The organism is Neobacillus sp. Fa239 (assembly GCF_055395235.1).
The window spans coordinates 3933048-3946535 of sequence record NZ_AP041611.1; the positions used below are offsets into that span (position 1 = coordinate 3933048).

The 13488-nt window shown below is 42.4% G+C and carries 13 protein-coding genes and 1 other annotated feature; of the genes, 6 read left to right on the forward strand and 7 right to left on the reverse strand.

Annotation, left to right across the window (positions count from 1 at the left end):
- Positions 1-35 precede the first annotated feature (35 nt).
- Positions 36-242, forward strand: a complete 207-nt coding sequence (locus ACZ5XR_RS19370; RefSeq protein WP_464498016.1) for a CDGSH iron-sulfur domain-containing protein — start codon at positions 36-38, stop codon at positions 240-242.
- Positions 243-371: 129 nt separating this feature from the next.
- Here the strand turns inward: ACZ5XR_RS19370 and ACZ5XR_RS19375 are convergent, their stop codons facing one another.
- Both ACZ5XR_RS19375 and ACZ5XR_RS19380 read right to left on the reverse strand, forming a co-directional pair.
- On the reverse strand, positions 372-707 hold the full coding sequence (locus ACZ5XR_RS19375) for a YolD-like family protein (RefSeq protein ID WP_464498018.1): 336 nt from the start codon (positions 705-707) through the stop codon (positions 372-374).
- A gap of 25 nt (positions 708-732) precedes the next feature.
- The gene (locus tag ACZ5XR_RS19380) at positions 733-1992 is read right to left on the reverse strand and encodes a Y-family DNA polymerase (RefSeq protein WP_464498020.1); all 1260 of its coding nucleotides are present in this window, start codon (positions 1990-1992) and stop codon (positions 733-735) included.
- Between the two features lie 157 nt (positions 1993-2149).
- Between ACZ5XR_RS19380 and ACZ5XR_RS19385 the strand changes: the two genes are divergently transcribed.
- A complete protein-coding gene (locus tag ACZ5XR_RS19385) occupies positions 2150-2341 on the forward strand; it encodes a YqzH family protein (RefSeq protein WP_464498022.1) in 192 nt (63 codons plus the stop codon).
- 360 nt (positions 2342-2701) lie between these two features.
- Here ACZ5XR_RS19385 and ACZ5XR_RS19390 read toward each other — a convergent pair whose 3' ends face one another.
- The gene (locus ACZ5XR_RS19390; RefSeq protein WP_464498023.1) at positions 2702-3499 is read right to left on the reverse strand and encodes an SDR family NAD(P)-dependent oxidoreductase; all 798 of its coding nucleotides are present in this window, start codon (positions 3497-3499) and stop codon (positions 2702-2704) included.
- A 9-nt stretch (positions 3500-3508) separates the two neighbouring features.
- Positions 3509-4468 carry an MBL fold metallo-hydrolase gene (locus ACZ5XR_RS19395; RefSeq protein ID WP_464498025.1) on the reverse strand — a complete coding sequence of 320 codons (960 nt, stop codon included), beginning with the start codon at positions 4466-4468 and terminating at the stop codon, positions 3509-3511.
- Positions 4469-4663: 195 nt separating this feature from the next.
- Positions 4664-4883 (forward strand) — a binding site (T-box leader).
- Positions 4884-4965: 82 nt separating this feature from the next.
- On the opposite strand from ACZ5XR_RS19395, the gene proC reads away from it, so the two are divergent.
- From proC to namA, 3 genes are all read left to right on the forward strand, one after another.
- Positions 4966-5811 carry a pyrroline-5-carboxylate reductase gene (gene proC, locus ACZ5XR_RS19400; RefSeq protein ID WP_464498026.1) on the forward strand — a complete coding sequence of 282 codons (846 nt, stop codon included), beginning with the start codon at positions 4966-4968 and terminating at the stop codon, positions 5809-5811.
- A gap of 59 nt (positions 5812-5870) precedes the next feature.
- Positions 5871-7010, forward strand: a complete 1140-nt coding sequence (locus ACZ5XR_RS19405; protein WP_464498027.1) for a glycosyltransferase family 2 protein — start codon at positions 5871-5873, stop codon at positions 7008-7010.
- A gap of 75 nt (positions 7011-7085) precedes the next feature.
- Entirely contained in the window at positions 7086-8105 is a 1020-nt protein-coding gene (gene namA, locus ACZ5XR_RS19410) for an NADPH dehydrogenase NamA (RefSeq protein WP_464498029.1), read from the forward strand.
- Positions 8106-8142: 37 nt separating this feature from the next.
- Here the strand turns inward: namA and rnz are convergent, their stop codons facing one another.
- Positions 8143-9066 carry a ribonuclease Z gene (gene rnz, locus ACZ5XR_RS19415; protein ID WP_464498030.1) on the reverse strand — a complete coding sequence of 308 codons (924 nt, stop codon included), beginning with the start codon at positions 9064-9066 and terminating at the stop codon, positions 8143-8145.
- Positions 9067-9278: 212 nt separating this feature from the next.
- Here rnz and zwf point away from each other — a divergent pair, with 212 nt between their 5' ends.
- Positions 9279-10745 carry a glucose-6-phosphate dehydrogenase gene (zwf, locus tag ACZ5XR_RS19420; RefSeq protein ID WP_464502378.1) on the forward strand — a complete coding sequence of 489 codons (1467 nt, stop codon included), beginning with the start codon at positions 9279-9281 and terminating at the stop codon, positions 10743-10745.
- Between the two features lie 236 nt (positions 10746-10981).
- Here the strand turns inward: zwf and ACZ5XR_RS19425 are convergent, their stop codons facing one another.
- Complete coding sequence (locus ACZ5XR_RS19425) at positions 10982-12259, reverse strand: DNA polymerase IV (RefSeq protein WP_464498032.1); 1278 nt, start codon at positions 12257-12259, stop codon at positions 10982-10984.
- Positions 12260-12328: 69 nt separating this feature from the next.
- Entirely contained in the window at positions 12329-13450 is a 1122-nt protein-coding gene (locus ACZ5XR_RS19430; protein WP_464498033.1) for a M20/M25/M40 family metallo-hydrolase, read from the reverse strand.
- Positions 13451-13488 lie beyond the last annotated feature (38 nt).

Sequence of the window (13488 nt, forward strand, 5' to 3'; positions counted from 1 at the left end):
CTCTCAAAGTAAAAACATTTTAAGGAGTGTTAAGTATGACAAAAGTTCAAATTAAAGTAAATGATAACGGGTCACTGCGGATTACAGGTGATGTGGAATTAGTCGACGGAGAGGGCAATGTTTATACAACGAAGCCGTCCTTTTCACTTTGCCGCTGCGGTTTATCAAAAAATAAACCTTTTTGTGACGGCTCACATAAAGGGCATTTCGAATCCCAGGTACGGGTTCCTAAAGCTGATTAATCTCATATGAGGCTGTCCGCAAACATAAGGGTCTGACCCCGCAACGTCAATATATAGCTAAACTTATCTTAAAAGCTATCTATAGAGTGTTGTTCAAGGGGGTCAGACCCTTTTGCCTCTTTCTATTATCTATGAATCCGTCCGCCGAATGTCCACTATATCGCTAATCGAAATGCGGTGCATCTCTTCAAACCGGTCGACGATATGAAGCTTTTGTACCAGTTCATCCCAGTAGTGAATTTTTCCGATGACGATTTCGTAATTCCGATTCCGATAATGCGTAATGGTGACAAATTGGTCAAACTCGATGGCTTCAAACAGGATTTCATTCATTAACTCGAGCTGCTGTTCATCCATTTCTTTTCGGTCTTCAAAGCCGTCTTCCTTAACCCAGTCCCTAAGCAGTTTCACATGCTCAGGAAGCATCATCGACGTCCATTTGATTCTGCCGCGGTCACGAATCATATCCTCTCCTTCTTTCCCTTAAAAATTACTTCTTATGCCCGCCCACCAGTGTGGCCCGGTGCCTGGCGGTTCCTGCCGCCGTGTAGGAAACAGCACGCAATAGGGAAGCGGAACCGAAGCGTCTGCGGATGGAGTCCACTACATAGCCCAGATCTCGCTTCTTATAAGCACCCATGTCGAAAAGGTCAAGCTGCAGCTCACAGTCATCGACAATATTGCTGATCGCCAAGCTGATTTGCCTGACCGTCTTTCCGTTATAATGCTCATGAAATAATTCGAGGCAGACTCGGTAAAGCTCCATCGTCACATTCGTCGGCCGCGGAATGGATCGTGAGCGATGGAAACCACCGCCAAATTCGTCCTGGCTGTAGCCAATTCCGAGACTGATCGTCCTTCCCGCTTTAAGATGCGTTCTTGCTCTTCGTGCCACCTCCTCGCACATTTCCAAGATGACAAGCTTGATTTCCTTTTCCTCTTTATAATCCCTTAAAAGAATTTGGCTTTTTCCAAAGCTGATCTGCCCCTGAATAATCGGGGCTCCGGGCTCGGAGAGGTCAATTCCCCAGGCGTGATAGTAAAGCTGGTTACCCATAATGCCAAATTTCTTTTCTAGTGCTTCTAAATCATATCGAGCCAGCTGGCCAACCGTAAAAATACCCATCCCGTTTAACGTCTTTTCAACCCGCCGGCCGATCCCCCACATTTCTCTCAGCGGAGATACGGTCCACAGCTTTGCCGGGATATCTTCATATGTCCATTCGGCTATTCCCTTTTTTTTCGCATCCAGGTCAAGACAAAGCTTCGCCATTAACATATTCGGGCCAATCCCCACCGCACATGGCAGCTGAAATTCCCGCTCAATATCATTCTTTATTTTTTGGGCAATCGTATGGGCGTCACCCCACAGATGGATGGCACCATCCACTTTGATGAAGCTTTCATCGACGCTATACGTATGGATTGCTTCCTTGGGTACGTAACGGTTAAAAACCTTGGAAATTTCTGTAGAAATGCGCAAATAGGTGGCCATCTTCGGTTCAACCACTTGAATGCGCGGATCATTGGGAAGCTCAAACAACCGCGATCCTGTCTTAATTCCAAATTCTTTTTTCATGCGCGGCGAAGCGGCAAGCACAACGCTTCCCTGCCGCTCTTGGCTTCCGGCTACAACGATATAGCAATCCAGGGGATCGAGGCCGAGCATGACAGCTGAACAGCTGGCATAGAAGCTTTTCATGTCGACACATAAAATTTTATTTTGCGGTGCTAGGCTGTAATCGACCATAAGATTTCCTCCAAACACAAATTACGAACATTTGTTCTTTTGTATTATACTCATTATATTAAGCGAATATGCGTTCGTGTTCAATGGAAATTTATTGACATTTTTAATTGTGGAAATAGCGCGAAAAAACGCTATAATAAGCATGAGGTGCACTGACATGGAGAAAAAATTGATTGTGAAAATGATTAAGAATTGTTTCAAACAGTATTATGAACCTGATTCCATGCTGTTAAGCGAACAGGATTTGGAGGAATTAACCAAGCGGATTTTACAGACGAAGGCAGAGGAGCCGGCAGCAGATTTGTATGAAGTCATCAATGATCTGGTATATGAATTTTTAACAGGATGATTCCGCAAAAAAAGTCCGTGTGGGTCCGCTCTTATCGGTTTAGAGGCATGTTAAGCATCGGGTTTGATAAATAAGTGGAGAAACTTCTCTTAATTTGGAAATAGCACTGAAAATAGCTTAAATAGACGGAGAGATTCCGCCTATTGACTCGAAAAACATGAAAATGGGGGATTTTTCTTTGCATAACCGGAAATCCTCCCCTTAATTCCCTCGAAAAGAGCTCCATTCTGAATTTAACCGAAAAATCTCCGCTTATTTTAAATATCACCGGTTACTCATTAAAGGATAAGACTACTTATGTTTCTAAGCATTTTTTGTAAGATAAATTGTCTATCAAATTGAGGGTGCCCTAAGGGGCTTTCATTTCCTATTCAACACCCGTTTGCCTATCCGCTCAAACAGCCTTGGAAAAAGCACATAGACAATGCTACCCATATTCATCCAGCGCGGCAGGTTGATTTCTCTTGTTTTCGTTAGCATGCTGTGAACGACCTTCTCGGCAACATATTCCGGCTGCAGCATAAATCGTTGCACATTTTTTACATAATTGCCGGTTTCATCGGCAATGTTAAAAAAATTTGTGGCAATCGGACCGGGATTGACGGAGGTTACATGGATATTATAGTCAGCGACTTCCATCCTTAGTGAATTCGTATACCCTAGAACGGCATGCTTGGTAGCGGAATAGACGCTTGATTTTGGTGTAGCTATTTTTCCGGCCTGGGAGGCAATATTGATGATATGCCCCCGGCGCCTCTCACGCATTTTCGGTAAGCACATGCTTGTACAAGCCATGAGCCCGACAACATTCACCTCAAACATCCCTTTGATTTCAGAAATCGATGCTTCATGTGCTTCACGAAAAACCCCGAAGCCAGCATTGTTCACAAGGATATCAATCTCTCCAACTTCCTCAAAAATCCGTTCAAAAACTTCTCTCACTTGATCCGTATCCGAAACATCGAGCTGATAAACATTTACCTGTACCCTATTCTTCTGCTGAAGCATGGTTTGCAGCTGCTGCAGCTTTTCAATATTTCTTGCCAGCAAAACGAGATTGGCTCCGCTTGCCGCACATAGCTTGGCAATTTCCGCCCCAATTCCTCCAGAAGCGCCGGTTACAACAATATTTTTGCCTTTTATTTGATCACGACCCATTCAAACACCTCATCTAGCCTGAAAAAGCATCGGCACTAAATCCCTATTAGTAATTTCACCGATAGATGATAAATAATCAAGCTGTCCAACCGTTTCCGAAATGGTCAGCAGCAATTCGCGTTTATATACAGACGGAAAAAGTCTTTTACAGATGTCAAAAACGCTTAGCTGCTCGTCCTTCAGCCAGTTAAGGACAGTCATTGCCCGCTCATGCTGATGAGTAAGCCTTTTTTCAATTAACTCTGGTAATTGATACACTTCTTCTCCATGCCCTGTGTACACAAATGAAATAGGATAAGCCAATAGTTTTTTTATGGATTCATTTTGCTGTAGCTGCGGCTTCGGCCTTTCTTTTTCACCAGGGACCGGCGGTTCTAACAATGGATTGGGTGAAATATGGGCAAGTATGAGATCCCCCCCAATTGCTACACCATCTTTTTCGCGCAATAACACAATGTGGCTCTGAGCATGCCCCGGCGTCTCAATAACCTGCCATCCATGAAGTCCTGGAGGATTCATTCCTTCAACAAGATGGCCGGAAAGTGACCGATCACAGGAATATTTCAACGTTTTTCTTAAATTGGCCAGTGATGGCTTGTATTCCTCTGGTAAGCCAAATTGGTAAAACAGCGCTGTAAAAAATTCTTCCTGCAGCTGCAAAAAAGATTCCGTTGGATGAATCCAGCGTTCATTGAACGGGTGACCGTAAACCTCTAATGTATCGGCAAAAAAATCAAGCATGCCAACATGGTCAGGGTGATGGTGTGTCAGGATGACCTGCTCAATATCATCAGGTTTCAAGTGTAAATCAGCCAGTTGAATTTTCAACGAATTCCAGCATTCTTTTGTTTTTACTCCTGCATCAACAAGTGTTAACCGCTCGCCTTTGATCAAATAGGCATTGACATCTCCTACGGCAAACGGAGTGGGTAACGTAATCTTCGCAATTCCATCTTTCCATTCTGTCATTATATAATCTCCTTAACGTTATAGTTAAATAAAGAATAGGACACAGTCATTAATATTTAAAAATAAGTTTACCGATTTTTTCATAAAATGTCATTATTTCTGCATAACTTTTTAGAAAAAATAAAAAATTCCGTGAAATTAATTCTTGACAGACATGCTGTTTTTCTTGCATAATCACTATTAAAATTTAATTCATTATACGCGATGACTAAGACCAGTAAATGAGAAATGGCGATAGAGAGTGAAGCTCTAAAGGCTGAAAGGCTTCACCGCCCTCTTGATCATTGAACCTACCTTATGAGCATTTAGGAAAACCTAACGTGATCCCGCGTTATCGGGAGTCGAGTGAACCCTTTTTATGTTTAATTGGGTAAATGAAGGTGGTACCGCGGAAGATAGACCTTTCGTCCTTTTTGGATGAAGGGTCTTTTTGTTTTTATTAGATAAAGTCACTGGGAGCTGGACAAATTTCAATTTGAAAAATGGGAGGAATATTCATGAAGAAAATCGCCATTGTTGGAGCGGGTTCTATGGCAGAGGCATTTATTTCGGGAATTCTTGAAAATGGTTTAATTGATCAAAAACATGTTTGGGTAACAAACAGTAAAAACGAAGAAAGGCTCATCAAGCTTGGCGAACGGTTTGGGGTCAATCACACGTATAATCAGCAGGACCTTTTTAACGGTGCAGATATAGTCATTTTAGCGATGAAGCCTAAGGATGCTGCCAGTGCCATCCAAAACATCCGAGCCTATTTAACGGAGCAAATGCTGGTTGTTTCCGTATTAGCTGGAGTTTCCATGAATTCAATCGAACTGCTCGCCAAACAGCCGCTTGCTGTTGTAAGGGCCATGCCGAACACGTCCGCAACAGTTGGAAAATCCGCAACCGCAATCGCCGTCAATGAACGTGTCACTCCTCAGCAAATTGAAAAAGCGAAAGAGCTTTTTGGAACAGTCGGTTTAACGACTTTTGTTGAGGAAGAACAGCTTGATGCCGTAACAGGCCTTTCCGGAAGCGGCCCTGCCTATATTTATTATCTTATTGAAGCCATGGAAAATAGCGCTGTGGAAATAGGTTTAGATAAACAAGTGGCACAGGAGCTGATTGTTCAAACCTTGATTGGAGCAGCAGAAATGGTGAAAAAATCAATCAAGCCTCCTGTGCAGCTGCGAAAGGATGTAACAAGCCCAGGAGGAACGACGGAAGCAGGCATTCGTGTTCTCGAGGAAAATGGGGTGCAGCAAGCGCTCATTGCCTGTATAAAGGCTGCCACAGAACAATCAAAAAAGATGGGCAGCGCCCTATGTTCACAGCTTGAAGCAGCAGAACAAAGAGCTTAATTTGGTTGTTTACCTCCTAATCCGATAAACTAAAAGAAAAGGGCTGGGAAGTGTTAAACATGCTGACCGTTTTATTTATTATAGGCATCCTTGTGTGGCTGACTTTTCTCGTAGACGCACTCATCGGATTGCAAAAGATAGATTCGCTTGAAAATGAAAATGGACTTAGAGACGGTCCGCTATTATCCGTTATTGTTGCCGCCCGAAATGAAGAACAGCATGTTAAATCGAGCATCCAAAGTCAATTGCGGCAAAGTTATACAAATGTCGAATGGATTCTTGTTAATGACCGCTCGACTGATGAAACCGGAAAAATTATGAACGAATTAGCGAACGGTGATTCGAGGGTAAGAGTCATCCATATTCAGGATTTACCTGAAGGCTGGCTTGGGAAAAATCACGCATTATTTACGGGAGCGAACCATGCGAAGGGAAAATGGCTGTTGTTCACTGATGCGGATGTATTTTATCAACGGGAGGCCTTCGCAAAGGCATTACTTTATTTTGAGCGGAACCAGCTAGACCATTTAACCATTGCTCCCAATTTAAAGGCATCAGGATTTTGGCTGAAATCGTTTGTTGCCTTTTTCCTGTTCGGCTTTTCCTATTTTAAACGCCCCTGGCAGGCAAACAACCCTAAGTCAAAAATCGGGACCGGAATTGGTGCTTTTAACCTTGTTTCAAAAGAAGTGTATGTTATATTTGGAACTCACGAAAAGGTAAGAATGCGCCCTGACGATGATCTGCAGCTGGGAATGAAAATGAAACGCGAAGGTTTTCGGCAGAAAATCGCAACAGCTCTCAGCTTGGTTGAAGTAGAATGGTACGGCAGTTTAAAGGAAGCATTAGTAGGGCTTGAAAAAAATACATTTGCCGGACTAAATTATCGAATCAGCATGGTGTTTTTGGCGATTATCGGAATCTTTTTCACTCATTTTCTTCCTTTCCTGACCATTTTTTCAACCAACAAAACGATTGCCCTATTAAGTTTGGGGAATATTCTTACAAGCGGCATTCTATATATGATCATCATTAGAAGGATGACGAGATTCTCTCCTTTGTTGTTTCTTGTTTTTCCAATAACAGCCCTGCTGTTTATGTATTCCATTATCCGCGCAAGCCTTCTTACCTTTATACGGGGAGGGATTGTTTGGAGGGGAACCAAATATCGATTAAGTGAGCTGAGGGAAAAAGATTAAAGCTGGAATTTTTTATATTTGGCAGCCTTTTGTTATACTTTATATTGGTAGATATAGAAACAGGAGGGCTTTTCAATGTCAGCAAAATTATTTTCTCCCTATACCATAAAAGGGGTTACATTAAAAAATCGGATTGTCATGTCACCAATGTGCATGTATTCAAGTCATAACGAGGACGGCCGAGTAGAAAATTGGCACAGGACACACTATACGAGCAGAGCTGTTGGTCAGGTTGGCTTGATCATTGTTGAAGCAACTGCGGTAACGAAGCAAGGACGAATCTCCCCGCAGGATTTAGGGATTTGGAGTGATGATCATATTGAAGGATTCAAAGAGCTAAACGGTTTAATCAAAGAACATGGGGCTAAAGCAGGGATTCAACTTGCTCACGCAGGCAGAAAAGCAGTTTTGGAAGGAGAAATCATTGCGCCATCGGCCATTGCATTTAACGAAACAAGCAAAACGCCGAAGGAAATGACCGGACAAGAGATAGCTGAAACCGTCGAAGCCTTTAAAAAAGGTGCGGAACGCTCTGCAAAGGCTGGCTTTGATGTCATCGAAATTCATGGTGCCCACGGATACCTGGTAAATGAATTCCTATCACCGCTATCAAATAAAAGAACAGACGAATACGGCGGATCCGCAGAAAACCGCTATCGCTTCCTCCGGGAAATTATTGAAGCAGTTCAGACGGTTTGGAATGGTCCTTTATTCGTAAGGGTATCGGCACATGATTACCATGAAGAAGGATTGACACCTGAAGATTACGTCCTATTCAGCCAATGGATGAAAGAGCAGGGTGTTGATTTAATTGACGTCAGCTCAGGTGCCGTTGTACCTGCTCATATTCAGGTTTACCCAGGCTATCAGGTGAAATATGCTGAAACCATCAAAAACGAGGCAGGGATTGATACGGGGGCAGTAGGGTTAATTACCTCACCTATTCAGGCAGAAGAAATCCTGCAAAATGGCCGCGCAGATTTGGTATTCTTAGCAAGGGAGCTGCTGCGTGACCCTTATTGGCCGCGTACCGCTGCCAAAGCCCTAGGCGTTGCCATTGAGAGTCCAAAACAGTATGGTAGAGGCTGGTTATAATAAAGGAAAAGAGGTTGTCTCAGACAGCCTCTTTTCTTCATTTAAGCGGTATGGTTATTTCTTTAAAGTCTTCAGCAATGTCGGTATTCGTAAAAATTTCCTGAGCCTCTTTCACTAATTCCCGCCAATCATTTCGGTCATAACGGGAGCTAATATGAGTCAGACATAGATTCTTGCAGCCCGCAAGTTGGGCAATTTTTGCCGCCTGATGGGTCGTGGAATGGAAATAATCAAACGCAAGCTTTTCCTCCCCTTTGGAGAAGGTTGCTTCATGTATAAGAAGATCTGCTTTTTCTGCCAAAACAATAGCGTTTTCACAGTATCTCGTATCTCCAAGAATGGTCACCACTCGTCCCTTCACAGCCGGCCCAAGAAAATCAGCAGGGTCAATCGTTCTACCGTCTTCGAGCATTACAGCTTCCCCATTTTTGATTTTTCTAAAAATGGGACCCGGTTGAATTCCCGCTTCTATTAGTTTGTCTGCAAGCAGCGTTCCTGGCCTGTCTTTTTCAACAATTCTGTAGCCGTATGAAGAAATTCCATGATCTAAAAGCCCGGCTTCCACCAGGAACTGATCATCCTCAAAAATGACCCCTTCCTCGTTTTCAATGATGGTTATATTATATTTTAAATAAGTTTGACTTACAGAAAGACTGACATCAAGATATTCTTTAATTCCCCGAGGACCATAAACAGTGATCTCCGATTCGCCGCCCTGAAAGGACCGGCTGGATAGCAAACCGGGCAGACCATATATATGATCACCATGGAGATGGGTAATAAAAATTTTCTCAATTCGTCTTGGCTTTATCGAAGTATGTAAAATTTGATGCTGGGTTGCCTCACCGGCATCGAACAGCCAGACAGCCCCCCGCTCTTCTAGCAGCTTTAATGCAATTGACGTAACATTACGGAGCTTTGCCGGCATTCCGGCACCGGTCCCTAAAAAAAATATGTCCACAAACAGACTCCTCCCACCCATTCATTATTAGTATTAATATAACATACAAAAAACCCAATTACTCTTTTCTTTCTTTTGATACATGCCCTGCATAATATTTGCGAAATCTAAAAGAAACCGCTAAAATTTTATACTTGTGAAGAGTATGTCTACATAAAACGTAATCTATAAGAAAAGAGGTCTTTAATGTGAATACAACTTCATCATTAATTATGATATTTGGAGCTACTGGTGATTTAGCGAAACGGAAGTTGTTTCCTTCCCTTTACCGCTTATTTGAAAGAGGCAGATTGACAGAACAATTTGCAGTAATCGGTGTTGCAAGAAGATCCCTTTCAAATGATGAGTTTCAACAATCCGTAAAGGATTCTGTTTTATCAGCATTAGGAAAAGATAAAAATATCGACGAATTCGTTTCACATTTTTATTACCATTCACATGATGTGACCAACTCAAGCTCGTATGTTTCTCTTAAACAACTGGCTGACCAAATTGATGAACATTATAGCTTGGAAGGCAATCGAATTTTTTATCTTGCCATGGCACCTGAGTTTTTTGGTCCGATCGCCCTGCACTTAAAATCTGACGGTTTAACGAATGTAAAAGGATTTAAACGTCTTGTCATTGAAAAACCGTTTGGACACGATTTAGAGTCAGCGAAAGAATTAAATAAACAGATTAGAACGGCATTTTCCGAAAATGAAGTCTATCGTATCGATCATTACCTTGGAAAAGAAATGGTCCGGAATATTGAAGTCATCCGTTTTGCTAATGCCATCTTTGAGCCATTATGGAATAACCGCTATATCTCTAACATTCAAATCACTTCCAGTGAAACACTCGGAGTAGAAGAGCGCGGACGCTATTATGAATCAAGCGGGGCATTGAGGGATATGCTGCAAAATCATATGATGCAAATGGTTGCTCTTCTGGCCATGGAGCCGCCCATCAAACTCACAACGGATGAAATACGCTCTGAAAAAGTACGGGTATTTCGGGCACTCCGAAATGTGGAGGGCGAGCAAGTAAAAGATTATTTTGTTCGCGGGCAATATGGCGAGGGAATCGTAGAAAATGTACAGGTTCCAAAATATCGCGATGAACCGATGGTTGATAAAGAATCGAACACCGAAACATTTGTGGCAGGTAAAGTAATGATTGATAATTTCCGTTGGGCAGGTGTTCCTTTTTATATTCGTACAGGCAAAAGAATGACCACAAAGTCTACGAAAATTGTCATCCAATTTAAAGATATTCCAATGAATTTATACTACCAGACGGAGAAAATGTTAAATCCGAACCTTCTTGTTATTCATATTCAGCCGGAAGAAGGAATTACGTTGCATCTCAATGCCAAAAAAGCCGGAGGCCATTTAGACGCACAAGAAGTTAAACTTAGTTTTGCGAATACCGGTATCCATGCCATGAATACCCCTGAAGGTTATGAAAAACTCCTTTTAGATTGTATGCGCGGCGATGCTACGAATTTTACGCATTGGGATGAGGTTGCTTATTCTTGGAGCTTTGTTGATAAAATCTCTGAGGTTTGGTCAAACGTGAAAGGAGACTTTCCAAATTACCAATCCGGTTCGATGGGTCCAGAGGCTGCGGATGAGCTTTTAGAAAAAGACGGATTTTTCTGGTGGCCAGTTACCGATTTAGATGTTGAAATGTGTTAAAAAATAGGCTCTTTTTAACTTGATTGTTGATTTCCGCTCCGGGCGCTCGCTTTCCGCGGGGAGCTCCGGGAGCCTCCTCGGCGCTTTGGCGCCTGTGGGGTCTCCCGTGACCTCTTCATCCCGCAGGAGTCAAGCGCCCTCCGCTCCAATCAACAGTTGTAAAAAATCAATATTCACCTTTAACACAGCAAAAAATGAAAAGCTCCGCTTTTGCCCTAAACACAAAGCGGAGCTTTTTAATCATCTTCCTTTTTTTTCGGAAAGGATCTTAAAAAATCTTTGTTAAAACTGGTGTCCGTTCCGATATGATCTTCCTGCTCTATTTTTTTATGGGAGCCTGCCTTCTCGACGATATTTTTCCCATATTTTTCTCGAAGGCTCGATAGTGCCTTTATTAACGGTTCCTTCTTCGCATCTTTTTCAAACGAAAACAAATCAAGCTGTTTGTAAGCATCATCCTGATCAATCAAATCAAAGCCTGTAACCCCTAACAGTCTGACGGGATTTCCATTCCAATGCTTTAATAAAAGCTGCTTGGCGATGGATGAGATATCCTCTTTCTGGTTTAATGGATTATCAAGTTTCTTGCTTCTGGTAATCGTCCTTCGATCTTTATAACGAATCGTTATCCCCAGTGTTGAAGCAAGGACATTTTTCCGCTTCAGTCTGACGGAAACTTTTTCTGCTAATGAATCTAATACAGAAACTAATTCATGTTGATTGCTGAAATCCCTTGGCAGGGTAGTCGAATTGCCGATACTTTTAAAATCAGCGACCGATTCGGGGTCGACCGGCCTTGGATCATTTCCATTGGCCCGCTCTTTTAATCTGATACCATTGATACCTAATAATGCTTTTAATTGAATCTCATTTCCTTTTGCCAGATCACCAATCGTATGGATGCCAATCGTGGTTAATTTTTCTGCTGTCTTGGTGCCAACTCCATGCATTTCATTTGTATTTAAAGGCCATAAAACAGTAGGAATGTCGCGTTTACGCAGAATGGTAATCCCCAGCGGTTTTTTCATATCTGAAGCCATTTTTGCCAAAAATTTATTGGGAGCTATTCCAATACTGCAGGGTAAATCAAGCTGCTCAAGGATTCTTTTTTGAATGCTTTCGGCAATTTCAATTGGACTGCCAATCTCAAAGGAATCTGTAATATCAAGGTAGCCTTCATCTATCGATACAGGTTCCACCAGCTCTGTATACTGTCCTAGTATTCCGAACATCCCTTTAGAGGCTGCACGATAACGCTCGAAGTTCGGTGTTCTAACAATCAGCTGCGGGCATAACTTTTTTGCCTCCCAAAGCGGCATGGTGGTCTTCACTCCAAATTTTCTCGCTTCATAACTGCTGGTGACAATGATCCCTCTTCTTTCTTCGACGTTCCCAGCAATCGCAAGAGGCTTTCCTTTTAGGGAAGGATCATAGGCCATTTCTACCGAAGCAAAAAAGCTATTCATATCTACATGTAAAATAACTCTACCTTTTTTCGGATACATTTCTTTCATGGTTTCACATCCTAAAACCATATATATAAAAACCAAAAGGAGAGCCAACGACTCTCCCTTTTTAAAATATTATTGATTGGTTACTTCCCCAATAATCGCAATGGTCATTTCGGCAAGCTTGTTCAATTCTTCAATTGGCATGCGCTCATTAGTGGTATGGATTTCTTCATAACCAACAGCAAGGTTAACGGTTGGAATGTCGAAGCCGGCAAATACGTTGGCATCACTTCCGCCGCCGCTATGCTGTAATTCGCAGCTGCGGCCAATTTTTGCTGCCGCCTTGCGTGCTAGCTCAACCACAAGGTCGCCTTCACCAAATTTGAACCCTGGATACATCACTTCCACGTTTACTTCAGCTCTGCCGCCCATATCGGCTGCAGCTGTTTCAAATGCATCCTTCATTTTTTGAACCTGCGCCTGCATTTTTTCAGGGATTAGGGAGCGTGCTTCAGCTAAAATATCAACACGGTCACAAACGATGTTTGTGGCAGAACCACCTTCAAAACGGCCGATATTGGCAGTGGTTTCTTCGTCAATTCTTCCTAATGGCATTTTAGCAATCGCCTTTGCAGCAATGGTAATCGCAGAAATGCCTTTTTCAGGAGCTACGCCTGCGTGGGCAGTTTTTCCATAAATAACCGCTTTCACTTTTGCTTGTGTTGGAGCAGCAACCACTACATTCCCAACTAAACCATCACTGTCAAGAGCATATCCGTATTTTGCTTTCATGAGGGAGGAGTCAAGTGCTTTTGCACCAACAAGGCCTGATTCTTCACCAACTGTAATCACAAATTGAATCAAACCGTGCTCTATATTTTGCTCTTTTAACACGCGAATGGTTTCGAGCATAACAGAAATCCCTGCTTTATCATCAGCACCAAGGATTGTAGTACCATCTGTTACGACATAACCATCTTTAACAGAAGGCTTGATGCCTTTACCGGGAGTAACGGTATCCATATGACATGTAAAATAGATTGGGTCCACTCCGTCTTTCGTTGCTGCAAGAGTGCAGACCAAGTTTCCGGCACCATGACCGGTAACTGCTGTTGTATCGTCTTCAAAAACATCCAAACCTAAATCAGTAAACTTCTGCTTTAGGACCTTGGCAATTTCTGTTTCAAATTTCGTTTCCGAGTCAACCTGAACAAGCTCTAAAAATTCATTTAATAGACGTTCATGATTAATCATCCGTCGAACCCTCCGATTTATGTACTTTACTCACTATA